Source organism: Megasphaera lornae (genome assembly GCF_000214495.1).
Taxonomy (GTDB): domain Bacteria; phylum Bacillota; class Negativicutes; order Veillonellales; family Megasphaeraceae; genus Megasphaera; species Megasphaera lornae.
In genome coordinates this window covers 16,600-36,323 of the sequence record NZ_AFIJ01000035.1, presented here as the reverse complement: position 1 = coordinate 36,323, position 19,724 = coordinate 16,600, and the positions used below count along the sequence as shown (strand labels likewise).

The 19,724-nt window shown below is 48.0% G+C and carries 21 protein-coding genes; all 21 read left to right on the top strand.

Annotated elements, in window-relative coordinates; all coding sequences use genetic code 11:
- The first annotated feature begins 188 nt into the window (after positions 1-188).
- On the top strand, positions 189-1,622 hold the full coding sequence (locus HMPREF1039_RS05585) for a DUF438 domain-containing protein (RefSeq protein WP_007391429.1): 1,434 nt from the start codon (positions 189-191) through the stop codon (positions 1,620-1,622).
- Between the two features lie 134 nt (positions 1,623-1,756).
- Positions 1,757-2,731: a thiamine-phosphate kinase gene (gene thiL, locus HMPREF1039_RS05580; protein ID WP_007391409.1), complete on the top strand. Its 975-nt coding sequence runs from the start codon at positions 1,757-1,759 to the stop codon at positions 2,729-2,731.
- 10 nt (positions 2,732-2,741) lie between these two features.
- Positions 2,742-3,209, top strand: coding sequence for a bifunctional tRNA (adenosine(37)-N6)-threonylcarbamoyltransferase complex ATPase subunit type 1 TsaE/phosphotransferase (locus HMPREF1039_RS05575; RefSeq protein ID WP_007391405.1), 468 nt, complete (start codon positions 2,742-2,744; stop codon positions 3,207-3,209).
- A complete protein-coding gene (gene tsaB / locus HMPREF1039_RS05570) occupies positions 3,193-3,894 on the top strand; it encodes a tRNA (adenosine(37)-N6)-threonylcarbamoyltransferase complex dimerization subunit type 1 TsaB (RefSeq protein WP_007391449.1) in 702 nt (233 codons plus the stop codon). Before HMPREF1039_RS05575 ends, tsaB begins: the two co-directional genes overlap by 17 nt.
- Entirely contained in the window at positions 3,891-4,352 is a 462-nt protein-coding gene (gene rimI, locus HMPREF1039_RS05565; protein ID WP_007391433.1) for a ribosomal protein S18-alanine N-acetyltransferase, read from the top strand. Before tsaB ends, rimI begins: the two co-directional genes overlap by 4 nt.
- 18 nt (positions 4,353-4,370) lie before the next feature.
- The gene (gene tsaD, locus HMPREF1039_RS05560; protein ID WP_007391423.1) at positions 4,371-5,396 is read left to right on the top strand and encodes a tRNA (adenosine(37)-N6)-threonylcarbamoyltransferase complex transferase subunit TsaD; all 1,026 of its coding nucleotides are present in this window, start codon (positions 4,371-4,373) and stop codon (positions 5,394-5,396) included.
- Positions 5,397-5,417: 21 nt separating this feature from the next.
- On the top strand, positions 5,418-6,863 hold the full coding sequence (locus tag HMPREF1039_RS05555) for a histidine kinase N-terminal domain-containing protein (protein ID WP_007391427.1): 1,446 nt from the start codon (positions 5,418-5,420) through the stop codon (positions 6,861-6,863).
- Positions 6,838-7,431 carry an ANTAR domain-containing response regulator gene (locus tag HMPREF1039_RS05550; protein WP_007391452.1) on the top strand — a complete coding sequence of 198 codons (594 nt, stop codon included), beginning with the start codon at positions 6,838-6,840 and terminating at the stop codon, positions 7,429-7,431. The genes HMPREF1039_RS05555 and HMPREF1039_RS05550 overlap by 26 nt, the downstream gene beginning before the upstream one ends.
- A 114-nt stretch (positions 7,432-7,545) precedes the next feature.
- On the top strand, positions 7,546-7,827 hold the full coding sequence (gene groES, locus HMPREF1039_RS05545; protein ID WP_007391424.1) for a co-chaperone GroES: 282 nt from the start codon (positions 7,546-7,548) through the stop codon (positions 7,825-7,827).
- 38 nt (positions 7,828-7,865) lie between these two features.
- A complete protein-coding gene (groL, locus tag HMPREF1039_RS05540; protein WP_007391413.1) occupies positions 7,866-9,497 on the top strand; it encodes a chaperonin GroEL in 1,632 nt (543 codons plus the stop codon).
- Between the two features lie 165 nt (positions 9,498-9,662).
- Positions 9,663-9,869, top strand: coding sequence for a 50S ribosomal protein L31 (gene rpmE / locus HMPREF1039_RS05535; RefSeq protein ID WP_007391442.1), 207 nt, complete (start codon positions 9,663-9,665; stop codon positions 9,867-9,869).
- Positions 9,870-9,943: 74 nt separating this feature from the next.
- Positions 9,944-10,825: a DUF1385 domain-containing protein gene (locus HMPREF1039_RS05530; protein WP_007391420.1), complete on the top strand. Its 882-nt coding sequence runs from the start codon at positions 9,944-9,946 to the stop codon at positions 10,823-10,825.
- Positions 10,826-10,842: 17 nt separating this feature from the next.
- Complete coding sequence (prfA, locus tag HMPREF1039_RS05525; protein ID WP_007391421.1) at positions 10,843-11,925, top strand: peptide chain release factor 1; 1,083 nt, start codon at positions 10,843-10,845, stop codon at positions 11,923-11,925.
- Positions 11,918-12,790 (top strand): peptide chain release factor N(5)-glutamine methyltransferase, encoded by an 873-nt coding sequence (gene prmC / locus HMPREF1039_RS05520; protein ID WP_007391419.1) that lies wholly within the window; start codon positions 11,918-11,920, stop codon positions 12,788-12,790. Before prfA ends, prmC begins: the two co-directional genes overlap by 8 nt.
- Positions 12,780-13,826: an L-threonylcarbamoyladenylate synthase gene (locus HMPREF1039_RS05515; RefSeq protein WP_007391451.1), complete on the top strand. Its 1,047-nt coding sequence runs from the start codon at positions 12,780-12,782 to the stop codon at positions 13,824-13,826. Before prmC ends, HMPREF1039_RS05515 begins: the two co-directional genes overlap by 11 nt.
- Positions 13,827-13,870: 44 nt before the next feature.
- Positions 13,871-14,311 carry a ribose 5-phosphate isomerase B gene (gene rpiB, locus HMPREF1039_RS05510; protein WP_007391412.1) on the top strand — a complete coding sequence of 147 codons (441 nt, stop codon included), beginning with the start codon at positions 13,871-13,873 and terminating at the stop codon, positions 14,309-14,311.
- A 15-nt stretch (positions 14,312-14,326) separates the two neighbouring features.
- Positions 14,327-14,950: a uracil phosphoribosyltransferase gene (upp, locus tag HMPREF1039_RS05505; RefSeq protein WP_007391406.1), complete on the top strand. Its 624-nt coding sequence runs from the start codon at positions 14,327-14,329 to the stop codon at positions 14,948-14,950.
- A 169-nt stretch (positions 14,951-15,119) separates the two neighbouring features.
- Positions 15,120-15,935 carry a hypothetical protein gene (locus HMPREF1039_RS08385; RefSeq protein ID WP_007391461.1) on the top strand — a complete coding sequence of 272 codons (816 nt, stop codon included), beginning with the start codon at positions 15,120-15,122 and terminating at the stop codon, positions 15,933-15,935.
- A 44-nt stretch (positions 15,936-15,979) separates the two neighbouring features.
- A complete protein-coding gene (locus HMPREF1039_RS08380) occupies positions 15,980-16,759 on the top strand; it encodes a uridine kinase family protein (protein WP_007391458.1) in 780 nt (259 codons plus the stop codon).
- Positions 16,760-16,996: 237 nt separating this feature from the next.
- Entirely contained in the window at positions 16,997-18,217 is a 1,221-nt protein-coding gene (gene ilvA / locus HMPREF1039_RS05495) for a threonine ammonia-lyase (protein ID WP_007391438.1), read from the top strand.
- Between the two features lie 52 nt (positions 18,218-18,269).
- Positions 18,270-19,646, top strand: coding sequence for an amino acid permease (locus tag HMPREF1039_RS05490; protein ID WP_141557579.1), 1,377 nt, complete (start codon positions 18,270-18,272; stop codon positions 19,644-19,646).
- Positions 19,647-19,724: the final 78 nt, after the last annotated feature.

The following is a 19,724-nucleotide window of genomic DNA, read 5'->3' as shown; positions in this document are numbered from 1 at the left end:
ATCGGCAAGGCGCGTTTTCAAGGGTCCAGGTCAAGACGGCAGCTTCGCGGCGAAATGCGAAGCATGCCGTTTTTTTTATGATCCTCTCCGGTTGGTTGTAAAAACAACATCTTGCCGGCAGGGTATATGGTATAATGACGATGTAAAGGCGGTACGTATGGATATTAGCGAGAAAAGAGGGACGGACAATGAAAAAAACGTTGGATTTAAAAAAGAGTGTGTATGAGTTGATTCAAGAGTATCCGGAAGTGGTACAGATATTGTCTTCAGTCGGATTTTCAGAGGTGGAAAATAAAGTGGCGCAACATACGGTGGCCAAGGTGATGACGATTCCGCAGGGCGCGGCTATTAAACATATTGCGTTGGGCCATGTCATTCGGGCTTTTCGCAAAGCCGGGTTTGCCATCGAAGGTCGGGAGGAGGTCGGGTTTGCCGGTCCGGAGGTGGCGAAAAATCGTGAAGAACGTAAAGCGGAATTAAAAAAGATGTTGTTGCAATTACATGACGGGATTCCTTTGGAACAAGTTCGGCAAGCGTTTATCCGTTCTTTTTCGCATGTGGAAGCGGCGGAAATTATGGCGGCGGAACAGGAATTGATACAAGAGGGAACGCCGATAGAGGAAGTGCAGAAACTTTGTGATTTGCATTCGGCTTTATTTCATGATGCGGCGGGACAGCGGGTGCAAAATCCGGAAGAGGTGGAGCAAATGCTCCGGAATGCGTATGAGGAAACCGGTCATCCTTTACGCACGTTTAAACGAGAAAATGATGTGCTCCGGCAGGCGATTGTTGCAGTTAAGGAGGACTTGGAAAAGGGAACGGATGCCGGGGACTCTTTGGGGAAAATGTCCGATTTGGCGATTCATTATGCTAAAAAAGGAGATTTGCTGTATCCTTTATTGGCACAGAAATACGGTGTTACCGGACCGTCAAAGGTCATGTGGACGGTAGATGATGAAATTCGCCGGGATGTACGCCTGTTACAACGTCGAGAGTTTCATGAAGAAATTTGGCGGGAGGAAGTCAAGACGTTGGTGCAGCGGGCGGAAGAAATGATTTATAAGGAAGAGCATATTTTATTTCCTATTTGTGTACGCACGTTTACGCAAGCGGATTGGGTTCAGATTTATAAGGACGGCGAAGAGTACGATCCGGCCTTTTCTCTGCCGGCGGAAGTATGGGCGGCGGCAACGGCGGGAAAAGCGGCGGTGCTTCCGGAAGGGTGGGAAGACGGTAAAATCGTCATGCCCGGCGGCAGTTTTACTGTACGGCAGTTGACGGCTGTGTTAAATACGATGCCGGTAGAAATTACCTTTGTAGATGAGGAGGATGTGAATCGGTTTTTTAATGAAGGACCGAAAGTATTTAAGCGTCCTATGGCGGCGATCGGACGGGATGTGTATTCTTGTCATCCGCCGAAAATTGAAGCGATGGTACGGATGATTATCAGCGAGTTTAAAGCCGGCCGTCGGGACAAGGTGGAACGATGGGCGGAACGTAAGGGGAAACCGTTATTTGTTACGTATTTTGCCGTACGCGATCGTGACGGAAAGTACTTGGGGACGTTGGAAACGGTACAGGATATGCAATTCGCCAAGGATCATTTTGCCGGCAGATCGTAAGGGTGTATTTTTTAGCGACAGGGACATGATGCAGGGTCATGTCCCTGTTTTGTATAGGGAAGGTCGCGCGTAGTCGTTTACTTTTTTCTATATATACATTAAAATAGAAACAAAGTTCGAGAAGGGAGATTATCGTGAAAATATCGGATGTTGGGGAATTCGGGATTATTCGTATGATACAAGAGCGGCTGTCGGTTTCTCCGGAAAATGTGGTAGTAGGCATCGGTGATGACGGTGCCGTGTATCGCACCACCCCGGGACGGGAACAGGTGGCGGTGATTGATACGATGGTGGAAGGTGAGCATTTTATTATTCATAGAACCGCGACGTGGCATGCGGTGGGATATAAGGCGGTGGCGGCCAATTTGAGTGATTTGGCGGCCATGGGCGCCGTGCCGACACAGGCGGTAGTATCGACGGCGCTGGCACCGACGATGGAAGTGTCGGAGGTGTTGGCGATGTATGATGGCATGCAGGACGTTTGTCGGACGTATGGGGTGAATATTATCGGCGGTGATACGGTAATGGCCAAGGAAAGTGCGGTTATTACGGTTACCGCATTGGGCGAAGTGGAAGCGGGTCGCGCGTTGTTGCGAAGCGGCGCGAAAGCGGGCGACATCGTGGCGGTTTCGCATACCTTGGGTGATGCCGGCGCCGGGTTGGATGTGTTATTGTCCGGAACCGCAGGGTATGAATCCTTAGTGCGGGCGCATCAATATCCGGTACCGCAAATACAGTTGGGGCGAATATTGGCGGCGCATCATGGCGGTTGTGCCAATGATATTAGTGACGGCATTGCCGGTGAGGCCAATGAAATCGCCAAGGCTTCTCATGCGGACTTGGTATTATATGCGGAATCCATACCGGTATCGGCGGCATTGCGACAATGGTGTGCACAGGAGAAAAAAGATGTGTTTCATTATGTGTTGCAGGGAGGAGAAGATTATGAGCTGATTTTTACGTTGCCCCCGGAAACTTTTTCGGCAGTGCGGCGGCAAATTCCGAATCTTACGCCTATCGGTCGCGTATGCGCCGGCACAGGCAGGGTGCGGTGGGTGCAGGACGGAAAAGAAAGCATTGTGCCGCCGCACGGATGGACGCATTTTTAAGGAGGACGGCATGACAGATATAATAACTCGCTCAGAAGCGGAAACGGTGGCGCTGGGAGAACGGTTGGGAGCCGTTTTGCGTGACGGTAACGTGTTGGCCCTGCATGGGGATTTGGGTGCGGGAAAAACGCATTTTGTGCAGGGGATTGCTCGCGGTATGGGGATTACAGAGCCGGTAGTGAGTCCTACGTTTACGATTTTAAATTATTATGAACATGAGATTCCTTTGCAGCATTTTGATTTTTATCGTCTCGAAGAGGCGTCGGAGTTGGCGGCGTTGGGATTTGATGAATATGTGCAACACGGGGTGACGGTTATTGAATGGTCGGAAAAATTCCCCGAATGTATTCCGCATACGGCGGCACATGTATATATTGATAACCCGGGTCTTTGCGAACGGAAGTTTCATTTTGTATGGCAAGGTTCGCAATGGGAAGCGGTTGAAAAAGAGGTAAAGAATTATGCAATTGGCCATTGAAACATCCGGTCTCGTATCGAGCGTGGCGCTGCTGCATGAAGGTGTATTGCGCAGTGAATTAACGATTCAGGCCCGGTTAACGCATTCGGAACAATTGATGCCCCATATTGCCGATATGTTGGTAAAGGCGGGGGTTACGAAACAACAAATTGACAGTGTATCGGTGTCTATCGGTCCCGGATCGTTTACAGGGCTGCGTATCGGACTGGCTACCGCAAAAGGGTTGGCATTCGCTTGGCGTGTGCCGCTGGTCGGCATCGAAACGCCGGTCGGTCTGGCCTGGAATTTTGTCGGGGTCGGGGATTTGATTTGTCCGTTAATTGATGCCCAAAAGGGAAATGTATATGTTTCTTTATATCGGTGGCGACGGGATACGTTGGAAGTGGTGCAAGATACGTATATTGCGCCGGTAACGGAGGTGTTACGGTCTTTACGGCAACGGGGCGAACCGACGGTATTTTGCGGTGACGGCTTGCGGTTGGCGATGCCGTATTTGGCGGCGGATCCTTTATTCCGCATCGCCCCGGCGACGATGGCGATTCCTCGGGCCGGCAGTACGGCGCTGGCGGCGGCACAACGGCTGGAAAATAACGATACGGACGACTGCATGCGGTTGACCCCGGCGTATAAACGGCGAAGTGAAGCGGAAGTATTGTGGGAAAAACGGCATGGAGGCAAGGCATGATTGTCAGAAAAGCGCAGAAAACGGATGCTTCCGGTATTTTTGCCGTCGAGCGGGAGGCCTTTTCCGTACCTTGGTCGCAAGTGGCGATTCAACGAGAATTGCAGAATACGGCGTTGACTATGTACTATGTATTGGTTACGGACCGGGGCGACATTGCCGGATATGCCGGATTGTGGCATGTGGCGGATGAGGGGCAAATTACGAATGTCGCCGTGCTGCCTGCTTTTCGCGGTAAAGGATATGGCGAATTGCTTTTGCGCGTACTTATGGAAGCGGCGTGGCGTGTCGGGTGTGCGTCGATTTTTTTGGAAGTGCGGGTGTCTAATTTATCGGCGCAGCAATTGTATCGCAAATTGGGCTATGCGGCGGTGTCCGTTCGCCGTGCGTATTATTCGCAGCCTACAGAGGATGCGTGTGTGATGGAGTGTAAAAAAGAGCGGTATTGTTGGAGTATATAATAAGAGAAGGAGAAAGATATGTATACATTAGCGTTGGAGACCAGTTGTGATGAAACCTCGGCGGCCGTGATTCGGGACGGACGACATATATGCTCCAATATTATTTCGACGCAGGTGCCGATTCATCGGAAATTCGGCGGCGTTGTGCCGGAAATTGCTTCGCGACAGCATATTGAATATGTGTTGCCCATTATTCGGGAAGCGCTTACGGTCGCCGGGTGCGAGTTGGAAGATATGGATCATATCGGCGTTACGTATGGACCGGGGTTGGTAGGCGCCTTACTGGTAGGGGTAGCCGCCGCTAAAGCTATCAGTTTTGCCGTGAATAAGCCGTTAGTGGGCGTAAATCATATGGAAGGGCATATATTTGCCAATTTTCTCAGTCATCCGGAATTGGAACCGCCGTTTTTATGTTTAGTGGTTTCCGGCGGCCATACACAATTGGTGCAAGTACAGGATTATAATGCGTTTGTTTTGCTGGGACAGACACGGGATGATGCGGCGGGAGAAGCGTTTGATAAAATTGCCCGCGTTATGGGCTATCCTTATCCCGGCGGCCCGCAAATTGATTCGCTGGCAAAACAGGGAAATGCGGAAGCGATTGTTTTTCCCAAAGCGCTGCATGAAAAACATAATTTTGAATTCAGTTTCAGCGGTTTAAAATCCGCCGTGTTGAATTATTTGCATACGTTGGAACAGCGGGGGCAAACTTATGTGGCGGCGGATGTGGCGGCTTGTTTTCAAAAGACGGTGGTGGAAACGCTTGTGGAAAAAACCATGGATGCGGCACAATATAGCGGCGCCGTAAAAATTGCCGTAGCCGGGGGCGTATCGGCCAATTCCGGTTTGGCCGCCGCTATGGAACGGGCATGTATGGAAAAAGGGTATACCTTTTATCGACCGCAGCCTGTATTGTGTACGGATAACGGCGCTATGATCGGGTGTCGGGCATATTATATGGCACGGGCCGGTTTATTTTCGGATTTGACGTTAAATGCGAAACCCAATTTAGCGATTGCGTCCGCGGCGGGAAACGAAACCTAGGTTATTGGGGGAAAGGTGTTTATGAACACATCTATTTTAGAGATTTGTCGCAGGTACAGTTCGCTTTCGGAAGTACAAATTCATATTTTGCAGCATAGTGAAGAAATTTTGCAATTTGCAAGTGATTTATCCCGGCGGGAAATACAACTTTTTGTGCCCGGTAAAAAGCCGCAGTCTTTGGTTTCCGTCGCCTGGCGAACGCCGTTTTCCCGGCAATCCAGTATGGCGGAAGGTGTACGGGTGGGGTGCGAAATCGCCGCTTATGAAGAACCCGCGGTTTGGCAAGTGTTACAACAGGGGCGCCCGTTACATGCCGGTCGGGAAGTGCAATATGGGAAGATTGAATCGTTGGCGGCATATCCTTTTGCAGATAATGCCGGTTCGTGTATAGCCGCGGTGGTGTTTTTCGGCAATGTCGAAGTAAGTAGAGAGAGCTTGACAGAAACGGCGTATTGGGCATTGCAGGTACCTCAGGAGATTGCCGCGCGCGATTTATATCGCCCGTTAACGGTACAAGAAGGGGTGGTAGTAGTGGACGGTAACGGGGTTATTACGTATGCTGATGAAATGGCGGTGGGAATTCTTCATTTGCGTGGGCATATAGGCGGGTTGCAGGGATTTAATATTTATAATGCCCAGCGTGATTTTATCGGCGCCAAGCGGGCGTTGGCCACGGCTAAGGGGTATATGGATGAAGTACTTTTTCAGGGGGCCGTGTTTACGCGTCGGGTGTTGCCGTTATTGCAGCACGGTAAGGTACAGCAAATTGTATCTCTTTTGGCGGAGCGTACGGAGTTGCATCATAAAGAGGCGGAATTGTTAGTAAAAACTTCGGTTATTAAAGAGATTCATCATCGGGTGAAAAATAATTTGCAGACCATTGCCGGGTTATTGCGCATGCAAAGTCGACGTGCGCATAATGAAGAAACTAAAATGGCGTTAAATGAAAGTGTGCAGCGGATTTTAAGCATTTCTTTTATTCATGAAATTTTAGCACGGCAAGATGCGGAAACGGTGGATGTTGCCGCAGCGGCACAACAGTTATTGACATTGGCGGTGCGCAGTATGGCGGCACCGGAACGACGGATAGAAACGGTTTTTCGGGGGGAGTCGTTGTATCTGTCTTCCGGACGGGCCACCTCGGTAGCCCTGATTTTAAATGAATTGATTACTAATGCGTTGGTTCACGGATTCGGTAAGGAACGCTCCGGCACGTTGTCCGTAAGTGTACAGGCAAAGGGGGAACAGGTGGAAGTGTCGGTGACGGATACGGGATGCGGCATGCCGCCGGGAAGCGATCGGGAGAATCCGGCGCATTTAGGCCTGGAAATAGTACGTACGCTGATTGAAACGGATTTACACGGGCAGTGGCGCATAGCGGCGAATATGCCGCAGGGGACCCGGGTTACCGTTCGGTTTTTACGGCAAAAGGAGGACAGAGATGGCATATCGCATGGTCATTGCTGATGATGAAGCGATTATTCGCATGGATTTGCGGGAAATGTTGGAGGAATACGGGCATGAAGTGGTGGGCATGGCGGATAACGGTGAAACGGCTTGGCAATTGGTACGACAAGAAAAGCCGGATGTCGTGCTGTTGGACATTAAAATGCCGACGTTGGACGGGATTCAGGCGGCACGACGCATCGGACACGAACATTTGGCGCCGGTACTGTTGTTGACGGCATATAGTCAACAGGAGATGGTGGCGAAAGCTAAATCGTCCGGCGTTTTCGGGTATGTTGTCAAACCGGTGTCGCCGCAGCGCCTATTTCCGGCTATAGAAATTGCGGTGGCGCAATTTTCCCGGCAAGAGGAATCCTATCGGCAAATGGCGGCCATGCGGGAACGGATAGAGACGCGGAAACAAGTAGAGCGGGCGAAGGCCGTGATGGCGGCACAATTTCATTTGCCGGAAGCGGAGGCGTATCGGCGTCTACAACAATATAGTATGAAACACGGCAGATCGTTGCGGGAAGTGGCCGCAGCCGTTATTAAACAGGCGGGGGAAAAGAAAAATAACAGTATTTTTTAGTATTGTATTGACTTTTTTACCTTTCTTGAGTACACTATAGACAGTGATTAGCACTCAAATCCGTTGAGTGCTAATAAAACGATAAAGATGTTTTTGTTGAGGAGGAATTGTACGATGTTAAAACCATTAGGAGATCGCGTAATAATTCGTGTATTGGAACAGGAAGAAAAGACCGCCGGCGGTATTTATTTACCGGATACGGCGAAAGAAAAACCGAGCCGGGGAGAAGTCGTAGCGGCAGGTCCGGGAAAAATGACGGATGACGGAAAACGGGTTGCCTTGGATGTGAAAGCGGGCGATACAGTTATTTTCTCCAAATATGCAGGAACCGAAGTAAAATTTGAAGGAACGGATTATCTGATTGTAAGCGAACGGGACATTTTGGCTGTTTGCTGATTTAAAAATAAATATTTTCGTATAGGAGCGTGTGTAGAATGGCAAAACAAATTTTGTTTAATGAAGAAGCGCGTCGCGCTTTGGGTAAGGGTGTAGATGCTTTGGCAAACGCCGTAAAAGTAACCTTGGGACCTAAAGGCCGCAATGTAGTATTGGATAAAAAATTCGGGGCACCGACGATTACTAATGACGGGGTTACCATTGCTCGTGATATTGAGTTGGAAGATGCGTTTGAAAATATGGGCGCACAATTGGTAAAAGAAGTAGCTACCAAAACGAACGATGTTGCCGGTGACGGTACGACGACGGCTACGTTATTGGCACAGGCCATGATTCAGGAAGGCATGCGCAATGTGGCCGCAGGCGCCAATCCGATGATTTTAAAGCGCGGCATTGAAAAGGCCGTTACGACGTTGGTGGATGAAATTCAGCGCCGCGCCATTCCGGTTGCGGACAAAGCCGCTATTGCTCAGGTCGCTTCCATTTCGGCAGGTGATGAAGAAGTGGGCGGTTTGATTGCCGACGCGATGGAAAAAGTAGGGAAAGACGGCGTTATTACGGTAGAAGAATCGAAGACCATGGGAACACAGCTCTCCGTTGTGGAAGGCATGCAATTTGATCGCGGCTATATTTCTCCGTACATGGTAACGGATACGGATAAGATGGAAGCCGTTATGAGCGAACCGTATGTTTTGATTACCGATCGTAAAATCGCTTCTATTCAGGAAATGTTACCGGTATTAGAAAAAGTGGTACAGGCAGGTAAAGAATTATTGATTATTGCGGAAGATGTAGAAGGCGAAGCCTTGGCAACGTTGGTAGTCAATAAATTACGCGGTACGTTTAAAGCGGTTGCGGTTAAAGCTCCCGGCTTCGGCGATCGTCGTAAAGCCATGTTACAGGATATCGCTATCTTGACGGGTGCTACGGTTATTACGGAAGACGTAGGTCGCAAATTGGACAGTGTGACGATGGAAGATCTCGGTACGGCTCGTCAAATCCGTGTTACAAAGGATGAAACCACGATTGTGGAAGGCCACGGGAATCAGGAAGAAATTAAAAATCGTGTGGCACAGATTCGGGCACAAATTGCAGATACGACATCCGATTTCGATAAAGAAAAATTGCAGGAACGGTTGGCAAAGATGTCCGGCGGTGTTGCTGTTATTGAAGTAGGGGCCGCTACGGAAGTAGAATTAAAAGATAAAAAATTACGTTTGGAAGATGCGTTGAATGCTACGCGCGCTGCTGTTGAAGAAGGTATTGTAGCCGGCGGCGGTACGACATTTATCCATATTTTGCCCGTGTTGGATCAATTGAAAGAAGAAGGCGATGTACAAACGGGTATTAATTTGGTAAAACGTGCGGTTGAAGAACCGGTACGTCAAATTGCCGCCAATGCGGGATTGGAAGGTTCCGTTATTGTCGCAAAAGTTAAAGCATCGGCTGCAGGTGTAGGCTTTAATGCGTTGACTGAAGAATATGTGGATATGGTTAAATCCGGTATTGTCGATCCGGCCAAGGTAACCCGTTCGGCCTTACAGAATGCAGCATCTATTGCCGCATTGGTATTGACGACGGAAACATTGGTAGCGGATAAACCGGAAGCTAATGCACCGGCCGCACCGGCTATGCCTGCCGGCATGGGAGGAATGCCCGGTATGATGTAAGCCGTTGATTTTTACGGCGTGTTTTATAGACTCGGACAAAAAATTGTCCGAGTCTATTTTTTGAAAAAACATAAAACACGGCTTTATTCTTGCCATATATATGGTGTCTATGATATAATAACCCGGTATGGATTTTGTATGTCAGAGAAGAAAGAGGTGTGAATCGTGAAAGAAAACATTCATCCGAAATATGATACCGTAAAGGTTACCTGTGCTTGTGGCAATACGTTTGAAACTCGTTCCACCGCATCGGAACTTCGCGTTGAAATTTGCTCCAAATGCCATCCCTTCTTTACGGGACAACAGCGTGCACAACAAGCTCGCGGCCGTATTGAACAGTTCAATAAGCGTTATGGTAAAAAAGCTAAATAACAGCAATACAAGTGGGCGGCAGAGCAGAAATGCTCTGCTCTATTTGTATGTTTGGGCGGAAGGAGAGGAGCAGTATGGAAAAGCCGCGTGCGTATGTAGGCGGGCAAGCGGTTATAGAAGGGGTTATGATGCGCGGTCCGCAAAAAGTTGCTACGGCTGTCCGCCTGCCGGACGGCAAAATTACCGTACAGTGTGAGCCCGTTCATTCCCTTACGGAGCGGTTTCCTTTTTTAAAGAAACCTTTTATACGGGGTTCCGTGGCGTTGTATGAATCTTTGTTATATGGTATGCGGAGCTTGTCTTTTTCGGCTAAGGCGGCGGAGGAAGAAGAGAACGTATCGGATGTTCAGATGGGATTGACGTTGACGGTTTCCGTGGTTATGGCGATCGTGTTTTTTATTTTATTGCCGACGTACGGTGCTCATTTTTTATTGTCCGCAACTGCCGCTTCCGTACACTTGAATTTGGCGGAAGGCGGGCTGCGATTACTGATCTTTTTGCTGTATATTTGGGGGATTTCTTTTACGGACGGCATGTACCGTGTATTTCAGTATCACGGTGCGGAACATAAAACTATTTGGACTTATGAAGCGGGCGAACCGTTGACGGTGGAAAATGTAAAAAAACATAGTCGTCTTCATCCGCGTTGCGGGACGAATTTTTTATTGATTGTTATGGTAGTATCTATTTTTGTTTTTGCATTTTTAGGTTGGCCGGGGATTGTTTTTCGCGTGCTTTCACGGATTATTTTTATGCCTGTTGTTGCCGGGATAAGTTATGAAATTATTCGCTTGGCGGCGGATTCTTCTCATACCTGCATACGAACAGCGGTACGACCCGGTTTGTGGCTTCAATATTTAACGACCCGGGAACCGCAGGCGGATCAGATAGAGGTGGCGATTGCCGCTTTGGAGGCGGCCAAACCGTCGACCGGGCAGACCGCACAGAACCTATAGAAGGAGAGATGTACACGGTGTTTTTGGATAAAGTGCAGGCAGTAGAAAATAAATATAATGATTTGGAACAACGCATTAGTGACCCGGCTGTTATTGCCCGACAAAAGGAATGGCAAAAATTGACCAAAGAGCATGCTTCTCTGGCCCCTATTATTGAAGCATATCGTAAGTATCAGGAGGTTTGTAAGACCATACGTGGGGATCGGGAATTGTTGGATGATCCTTCAACGGATACGGAATTAACGGCGATGGCCAAGGAAGAAATTGCCGAATTGACAAAAAAACAAGCAGCATTGGAAGAAAAACTGCATATTCTTATGCTGCCGAAGGACCCGCATGATGATAAAAATGTCATTATGGAAATTCGCGGCGGTGCGGGCGGTGATGAAGCGGCGTTGTTTGCGGGAGATTTATTTCGGATGTATATGAAATATATTGAAAAACAACCGGGATGGAAAGCCGAGCTGATCAGTGCCAATGAACCGGAATTGGGCGGATATAAAGAAGTGGTTTTTTCGGTAGAAGGGGCCGGCGTATATGGCAAGTTGAAATATGAATCCGGCGTGCATCGCGTGCAGCGGGTTCCCGTAACGGAAGCGGGCGGGCGCATTCATACGTCTACCGCCACTGTAGCGGTGTTACCGGAAGCCGATGATGTGGAAATTGATTTGGACATGAAAGATGTACGGGTGGATTATTTTCGTGCCAGCGGCGCCGGCGGACAGCATATTAATAAAACCAGTTCGGCCGTACGGATGACGCATATGCCCTCCGGAATTGTGGTGGAATGTCAGGATGAACGTTCGCAGTTGGAGAATCGGACCAAAGCGTTGCGGGTATTAAAAGCGCGGTTATTGGATCAGGCACAACAGGCCGCTGCGCAGGAGGTGACGGAAGCTCGTCGCAGTCAAGTCGGTACAGGCGATCGCAGTGAACGGATTCGTACGTATAATTATCCGCAAGGACGGGTTACGGATCATCGGATTAATGTTACCTTATATAAATTGGATGCGGTTTTGAACGGCGATCTTGATGAATTTATTCAGGCCTTGGCGGAAGCGCGACGGGCGGAATTGATGCAGGCGGAGGAACATGAATAAGATCTGGACCATTGGCAGTGTGCTGACGTGGACGCAAAAATTTTTTCAACAAAAAGGAATAGAAACGCCGCGATTGGATGCGGAAATATTGTTGGCCCATGTGTTGGGAAAAGAAAGAATTTATTTATATGCGCATTATGAGGAGCCGTTAAATGTTGATGAATTGGCGCAATATAAGGCATATATTCAAAAACGGGCGGACGCGTATGCGGTTGCGCATATTACCGGTGTGAAGGCGTTTTTCGGGAGCGATTTTTTAGTATCTCCGGAGGTCTTAATTCCCCGGCCGGAAACGGAGTTGTTGGTGGAATACGTGATTCATGCCTGTAAGCAGCGGGAATCTTTGCGGATTTTGGATATCGGTACAGGCAGCGGCGCTATTCTGTTAAGCTTATTGGCGCATTTGCCGCAGGCCGTCGGTTGGGGGGTGGATATTTCCCGGGCGGCTTTGCAAATTGCTGAAAAAAACAGCATCGTGCAGGGTTTGGAGACGCGCGCGGTTTGGCGGGAAAGCGATCTTTGTCAACAGGTGCAGGGGGAACGATTTTCTGTCATTGTTTCCAATCCTCCGTATTTGACGGCGGCGGATATGGCGCAATTACAGCCGGAAATTCGTCGGGAGCCCGAAACGGCTCTTTTCGGCGGACAAGACGGACTGGATATATATCGTCGTTTGGCTGTAGAAACGGTACCGCTTTTGGAACCCGGCGGGTTATGCGCAGTGGAAATCGGACGGGGACAAGAAGAAGCGGTACAACGTCTGTTCACGGCTGACGGCGACTATACGTTACAGGATTGCGTGTGGGATTATGGCAGGATTTTGCGGCATCTGGTATTTAAGAAAGAGCGAAAAAATGAAGACTGAACTACTTAAAATTACAGATATAGAACAACAACAGGAGCTTTTGCGGCAAGCCGGCGCTTGTATTCGGCAAGGCGGTTTGGTAGTATTTCCGACAGAAACGGTATACGGATTGGGCGCCAACGGGTTGGATGAAACGGCTTGTCGGCGAATTTTTGAAGCGAAAGGCAGACCGAGTGATAATCCGTTAATTTTGACGGTAGCGGATCGACAGGGAGCGGAACAGATCAGCGACCATATTTCGCCGTTGGCGGAAAAATTGATGGCACGATTTTGGCCGGGCCCGTTAACCTTGGTTTTACCTCGGCGTTCCTGCGTACCCGATGTTGCGACCGGCGGCTTGGATACGGTGGCGGTTCGTTGTCCGGATCACGATATTTGTCGTGCCTTTTTGCAATATGCGCAAGTTCCGGTGGCCGGGCCGAGCGCCAACTTGTCGACCCGTCCCAGTCCCACTACCGCCGCAGAAGCGTTACATGATATGGACGGACGGGTACAGATGATCATTGATGGCGGCGCTTGCCATATCGGCGTGGAATCTACGATTGTGGAATGCACGGCGGCTGATGAAGTAACGATTTTACGACCCGGCGGCATTACGCCGGAAATGTTGGCGGAAGTGGCGGCAAAGGTGGTACTGGATACTCATTTGGTCAGCGGTAAGGGCGTTCCCAAGGCTCCCGGAATGAAATATAGACATTATGCGCCGGAAGCTCCCGTACAAGCCTTTGTCGGCTCGGAACAAGCGGTTATCGAAGCTGTACAAACGGCATATACAGAAGCGAAAGCGGCCGGAAAAACGGTAGGTTTTTTGCTCAGCCGAGAAGTGGCGACGCAAGTAGGAGCCCCACATACGTTTATTTGGGGACATCATGGCGATGCGGCTGCATTGGCCAATAAACTTTATACGGGGTTGTTGTTTTTTGATAAAGAGCGGGTAGACTTGATTTTGGCGGAAGGCGTGCAAGCCGTCGGGTTGGGATTGGCGGTCATGAATCGTTTAAAAAAAGCGGCCGGCGGTCATGTACAAGCAGTATAATTGAAACATTTCCGGAAGATCGGAACTATAGAAAGGAGTTTTTTATGAAACTGGTAATAGGTGCGGATCACGGCGGTTTTGCATTAAAACAGATCGTGGTAAAATACTTACAGGAAGAACAGTGGGATGTCACCGATTACGGGACGTTGACCGGAGAACGGTGCGATTATCCGGATATTGCCCGAAAAGTGGCGCTTGCCGTAGCGGCGGGAACGTTTGAGCGTGGGATTTTAATTTGCGGTACCGGGATCGGGATCGGGATTGCCGCCAATAAGGTCAAAGGTATTCGTGCGGCATTATGTAATGATTTATTTTCCGCAGAATATTGTCGGCGACATAATGATGCGAATATTGTTACGATGGGCGGTCGGATTATCGGTCCCGGCGTAGCGCGGGAAGTGGTGCGGATTTTCTTACAAACGCCGTTTGAGGGCGGTCGTCATGCGGCACGCTTGGAAAAAATTGCCATGTTGGAAGAACGATAAGAAGGGGGAAACAGGATGCAGGTACAAGTAATGGATCATCCGTTGATTCAACATAAAATTACATTAATGAGAAAAAAAGAAACGGGAGCGATGGATTTTCGGCAATTATTGGAAGAAATTACCATGCTTATGGGCTATGAAATTACCAGAGATTTGCCTTTAGAAGAAGTGGCAATAGAAACCCCGTTATGCGCGATGACGGGAAAACAAATCAGCGGCAAAAAACTGGGAATTGTGCCTGTATTGCGCGCCGGTTTGGGGATGGTTCAGGGCATGTTGAATTTAATTCCCATGGCGAAAGTGGGACATATCGGATTGTATCGTGATCCGAAAACGCTGGAGCCGGTAGAATATTATTGTAAACTTCCTGATGTTACCGATCGTGATTTTATTATTGTCGATCCTATGTTGGCAACCGGGGGAAGTGCTTCGGAAGCCATTACGTTATTGAAAAAGAAAGGCATACAACATATTAAACTCATGTGTTTAGTGGCGGCTCCGGAAGGCGTTAAACGAGTGAATGCGGATCATCCCGATGTACGTATTTATGTAGGTGCGTTAGATGAAAAATTAAATGACCGGGGATATATTTTACCGGGGTTGGGAGATGCGGGGGATCGCATTTTCGGAACCAAATAATTAGGGACATATCGAAAGAAAGACTGTCGGCGGGCTGCGTGTTTTCGTGTTGAATGAAAACGCGCAGTTTTTCGTTACGGTCTGTTTTTCATCCTTACATAAGAGAAAAAGGAAAGCGGAGAAAAATATCGAATAAAATAAATATAAAGAAAGGAAAGGAGGAACATATATGATTACGATTACAGACAGAACACAACATAAAACCTATACCGTAGAAGAGGGAATATCATTGGAAACGGTAGTGCGGGAACAGTATGCGACAGCGCAACCGCGTATAGCGGCGGCTTTATATAATCGGGATTTTGTCGGGTTGGATACGAAAGTAACTGCCGATGGGGAAATTACCTGGTTTTCTTTAGGTACCGTGGAGGGCAACAGCTGTTTACAACGAACGGCGATTATGCTCCTGGTGAGAGCGGTGGATGATTTATATCCGGGAGGCAAGGTATTTGTAAAACATGCCTTGCGAAAAGCACTGTATTGTGAACTCAGTATCGGTCATACCGTTACGGTGCGGGATGTGAAGATGATTCAACAGCGGATGGAAGAGATGGTGGCGCAAGATGAAAAATTGACGCAAGTCATTACGGGTACGGAAATGGCGATGGAAATGTGCCGTAACCGTCATATGGAACGGGAAGCGGAATTATTGCAACACTTGGATATTCATCATATTATGGCGTACCAATGCGGTCGTATTTTTGATTATTATATGGGGCCGTTGTTGCCGAGTATGGGCTATATTACGTGTTTTCATGTACGTTCGTATGCACCGGGAATTATTTTAGAATTACCGACGCCGCAGTCGCCCGAGGCGCTTCCGGTGTACAAGGAAATTCCCAAAATGGCACGGCTTTTTTTAGATGCGGAAAGTTGGGGGCGGATTGTTCGGTGTGAATATGTGTCGGATTTAAATCGTTATATAGACGACAATACGATTCAAGATATTGTGGATATGGCGGAAGCCTTACAGGAAAAAAATTAGCGGAAATTGCCGACTATATTGTTCAGCAACGACCGAAAATAAAAGTGGTGCTGATTTCCGGTCCTTCTTCCGCCGGTAAGACGACCTTTTGCAAACGCTTGACAACGCAATTGCGGGTAGTGGGATTGCGTCCTGTAAAAATTTCTTTAGACGATTATTTTTATAATCGGGAAGATACGCCGAAAAATCCGGACGGCTCCTATGATTTTGAATCATTGCGGGCCATTGATGTCCCTTTATTCAATAAACAGATTGATGCCTTACAGCAGGGCAAAGATGTGTATTTATCAAGGTTCGACTTTGTTGAAGGGAAACGATATTTTGACACCCTGCCGGTTCATTTGGAACCGCAGCAGCCGATTGTTGTAGAAGGATTGCATGCTTTGAATGATTCTTTGACGTACATGTTGCCGCGATATGAAAAAGTAAAAATTTCGTTAGGTGTACTTACGCAAATTCGCATAAATGATCATAATCGCATTTCTACTTCCGATACGCGGATTATTCGGCGGATGGTGCGTGATCGCCAATTTAGAGATCGGGACGCATTGGCGACGATGGATGTATGGGCGGATGTCCGTCGGGGGGAAGAAGTTAATATTTATCCGTATCAAGAAGATGCGGACACCATTTTCAATACGGCTTTACCGTATGAGTTGTCCGTATTGAAACCATATGCGGAGCCGTTGTTGGCATCTATTGAAAAAGACAGTACGCATTATGCGGAAGCACAGCGGCTGTTAAAATTTTTAAAACCATTTAAAAGTTTACCGTCCCAAGTGGTGCCGGGAAATTCATTGTTGCGGGAATTTATCGGAAAATAACAGCATATAGAATAACAACGTCTGTCTTTATTGATAAAGGCAGGCGTTTTTGTATGGTTGCAGACCGTAGACGTATCGTCGGGCAGCGTGTATAGCAATAAAATATACTCTACTATCCACATACAAATGTATAACAGTAATAAACAAAATGAGAAAAATTATATTGACAGTGAGACCGGAGTGACGTATATTAGAACTGCAATCTCATAATACCAACCATGTAAGGGGGAATTTTTTATGAGTGAAGAACGAGTGACTTTACAAATGATAAAAGACGCTCGGCAACGCCTAAAAGGCGTAGCACAACAGACCGGTTTGTCGTATACGCATTCCGTAAGCAATTCGGCCGGTTGTCAAGTATTTTTGAAAATGGAAAATTTGCAACGCACCGGTTCGTTTAAATTGCGCGGCGCTTACAACAAAGTAGCGTGTTTGTCACCGGAAGAACGGGCAAAGGGTGTAATTGCCGCATCGGCCGGCAACCATGCGCAAGGGGTGGCGTTGGCGGCCGGAGAATACGGTTGTCAGGCGACGATTTGTATGCCTAAACATGCGCCGTTGGCAAAAGTGGCCGCTACTCGCGGGTATGGGGCGAACGTGGTATTACACGGTGATTTTTTTGATGAAGCCGCGGCCAAAGCGGTGGAACTCATGAAGGAACGCGGGTATACTTTTGTGCATCCCTTTAATGATCCGGAAGTCATTGCCGGGCAAGGCACGATTGCGTTGGAAATTTTGGAACAATTACCGGAAACTGAAGTGATTGTGGCGCCTATCGGCGGCGGCGGCTTAATTTCCGGATTGGCGGTAGCGGCTAAAAGCCTGAACCCGAACATTAAAGTTATCGGCGTGCAGGCGCAGAATATGCCGTCTATGCTGGCATCTCGGGAAGCAGGTCGGATTGTTACGTATGACGGTAAAGCTACGCTGGCGGACGGTATAGCCGTCAAAAAGCCGGGAGAATTGACGTATGCTCTTTGTCGGCACTATGTGGATGATATGGTGACGGTAGATGAAACGGAAATTGCCGGGGCGATTTTATTATTATTGGAACGGGCCAAAACGGTAGCCGAAGGTGCGGGTGCGGTGCCTGTGGCGGCGTTGATGAACGGGAAAATTTCCGGTATTCGCAATAAAAAAGTTGTCGCTCTGGTCAGCGGCGGCAATATTGATGTCAATAATATGACGCGTGTTATTAATAGCGGCTTAATTCGTTCTTGGCGGAAACTTTTCTTTGAAACGGTGGTTCCCGATAAACCCGGAGAAATGGCTAAATTATTACTGCTTATTTCCCGGTTTAATGCCAATATTATTTCCATTACCCATGCGCGCAGCCAACACGGCATCGGGTTCGGCTCGACAGCAGTGGGCTTGGAATTGGAAACGGCCAATGAAAGCCATGTGGAACATTTAGTGGAAAAACTTAAAGAAGAAGGATATCCGGTCAATATAAAATAGAGAAGAGAAGGGATTGAACAACATGGAGAACACTGCAAGTGAGAAAAACACCATGGAACGAGGATTAAAACCGCGTCATGTTGAAATGATAGCCTTAGGCGGCACGATCGGCGTGGGACTTTTTATGGGCTCGGCCAGCACGATTCAAATGGCCGGTCCGTCCGTTTTATTATGTTACGGTCTGGCCGGATTGGTCATGTTTTTTATTATGCGCATTATGGGAGAAATGTTGTATACCGAGCCGGTTACAGGGTCTTTCGCCATGTACGGCCATAAATATATTTCTCCTTTTGCCGGCTATATGACCGCATGGTGTTATTGGTTTTTGTGGATTGCCGTTGCTCTTTCGGAAATTACGGCTGTCGGCATTTATATTCATTATTGGTTTCCCTTAGTACCGCAATGGATTTCCGCTTTGGGCGGTATGGCCATTGTCACCGTTGCCAACATGGTGGCCGTAAAATTGTACGGTGAATTTGAATTTTGGTTTGCCATTATTAAGGTTATTACGATTATTGTCATGCTTATTATCGGCGCGTTGGTTATTGTGTTCGGGTTCGGCAATCACGGGGTTCCCGTCGGTATTTCCAATCTTTGGACAAACGGCGGATTTTTCCCGCACGGCTTCAGCGGTATGTTGGGTGCCATGTGTGTGGTAGCGGCCGCCTTTCAAGGGGTGGAATTGGTAGGTATTACGGCCGGTGAAGCGCAAAAACCTCAGGAAACGTTGCGGAAAGCTACGAAAAATATTGTTTGGCGAATTTTAATTTTCTATATCGGCGCTATTTTCATTGTGTTGGCCTTATATCCCTGGAATCAATTGGGAACCTTGGGAAGTCCCTTTGTTACGACGTTTGCAAAAGTGGGGATCACATCGGCGGCCGGGATTATTAACTTTGTCGTTTTAACGGCGGCGTTGTCCGGGTGTAATAGCGGTATTTACAGTTCCGGACGTATGTTGTATACCTTATCGGAAAACGGCTTGGCACCTAAATTTTTCGGCAAACTCTCCCGTCACGGCGTGCCGCGTCACGGTATTTCCATTACTATCGGTTGCCTGTTGATTGGCGTTATTTTAAATTATCTCATACCGAATTCCAAACTCTTTATTTATATTTACAGTGCCAGCGTATTTCCCGGCATGGTAACTTGGTTTGTATTGGCCTATTCGCAGAAAAATTTCCGTAAAAATTGGGGAGAAGCTGTCATGTCCAAGCATCCTTTTACGTCGCCTTTATATCCGTATGCCAATTATTTTTGTATTCTTTTCCTGGCATTGGTTACGGTCGGTATGTGGTTCAATCCGGACACGCGCATGTCATTGATTGCCGGTTGGATTTTTATGGCGATTATTACGATCGTATATTTCCTGGCAGGATATCATAAAAATCAGTATGATAAAGAAGGAAAGTTAATAGGAAAACAATAATATAACCGGTTCCTCGTAAACCTGTTGAAAAAACGCGTTGCTTTTGTAGAAGCAACGCGTTTTTCTGCGGAAAAGCAA

What these genes read in the sequence shown, in the direction of transcription:
- HMPREF1039_RS05585 (WP_007391429.1), top strand. Translation starts at nt 189, where the DNA reads ATGAAAAAAACGTTGGATTTAAAAAAGAGTGTGTATGAGTTGATTCAA.
- HMPREF1039_RS05575 (WP_007391405.1), top strand. Translation starts at nt 2,742, where the DNA reads ATGACAGATATAATAACTCGCTCAGAAGCGGAAACGGTGGCGCTGGGA.
- tsaB (WP_007391449.1), top strand. Translation starts at nt 3,193, where the DNA reads ATGCAATTGGCCATTGAAACATCCGGTCTCGTATCGAGCGTGGCGCTG.
- rimI (WP_007391433.1), top strand. Translation starts at nt 3,891, where the DNA reads ATGATTGTCAGAAAAGCGCAGAAAACGGATGCTTCCGGTATTTTTGCC.
- tsaD (WP_007391423.1), top strand. Translation starts at nt 4,371, where the DNA reads ATGTATACATTAGCGTTGGAGACCAGTTGTGATGAAACCTCGGCGGCC.
- HMPREF1039_RS05555 (WP_007391427.1), top strand. Translation starts at nt 5,418, where the DNA reads ATGAACACATCTATTTTAGAGATTTGTCGCAGGTACAGTTCGCTTTCG.
- HMPREF1039_RS05550 (WP_007391452.1), top strand. Translation starts at nt 6,838, where the DNA reads ATGGCATATCGCATGGTCATTGCTGATGATGAAGCGATTATTCGCATG.
- groES (WP_007391424.1), top strand. Translation starts at nt 7,546, where the DNA reads ATGTTAAAACCATTAGGAGATCGCGTAATAATTCGTGTATTGGAACAG.
- groL (WP_007391413.1), top strand. Translation starts at nt 7,866, where the DNA reads ATGGCAAAACAAATTTTGTTTAATGAAGAAGCGCGTCGCGCTTTGGGT.
- HMPREF1039_RS05530 (WP_007391420.1), top strand. Translation starts at nt 9,944, where the DNA reads ATGGAAAAGCCGCGTGCGTATGTAGGCGGGCAAGCGGTTATAGAAGGG.
- prmC (WP_007391419.1), top strand. Translation starts at nt 11,918, where the DNA reads ATGAATAAGATCTGGACCATTGGCAGTGTGCTGACGTGGACGCAAAAA.
- HMPREF1039_RS05515 (WP_007391451.1), top strand. Translation starts at nt 12,780, where the DNA reads ATGAAGACTGAACTACTTAAAATTACAGATATAGAACAACAACAGGAG.
- rpiB (WP_007391412.1), top strand. Translation starts at nt 13,871, where the DNA reads ATGAAACTGGTAATAGGTGCGGATCACGGCGGTTTTGCATTAAAACAG.
- upp (WP_007391406.1), top strand. Translation starts at nt 14,327, where the DNA reads ATGCAGGTACAAGTAATGGATCATCCGTTGATTCAACATAAAATTACA.
- HMPREF1039_RS08385 (WP_007391461.1), top strand. Translation starts at nt 15,120, where the DNA reads ATGATTACGATTACAGACAGAACACAACATAAAACCTATACCGTAGAA.
- ilvA (WP_007391438.1), top strand. Translation starts at nt 16,997, where the DNA reads ATGAGTGAAGAACGAGTGACTTTACAAATGATAAAAGACGCTCGGCAA.
- HMPREF1039_RS05490 (WP_141557579.1), top strand. Translation starts at nt 18,270, where the DNA reads ATGGAACGAGGATTAAAACCGCGTCATGTTGAAATGATAGCCTTAGGC.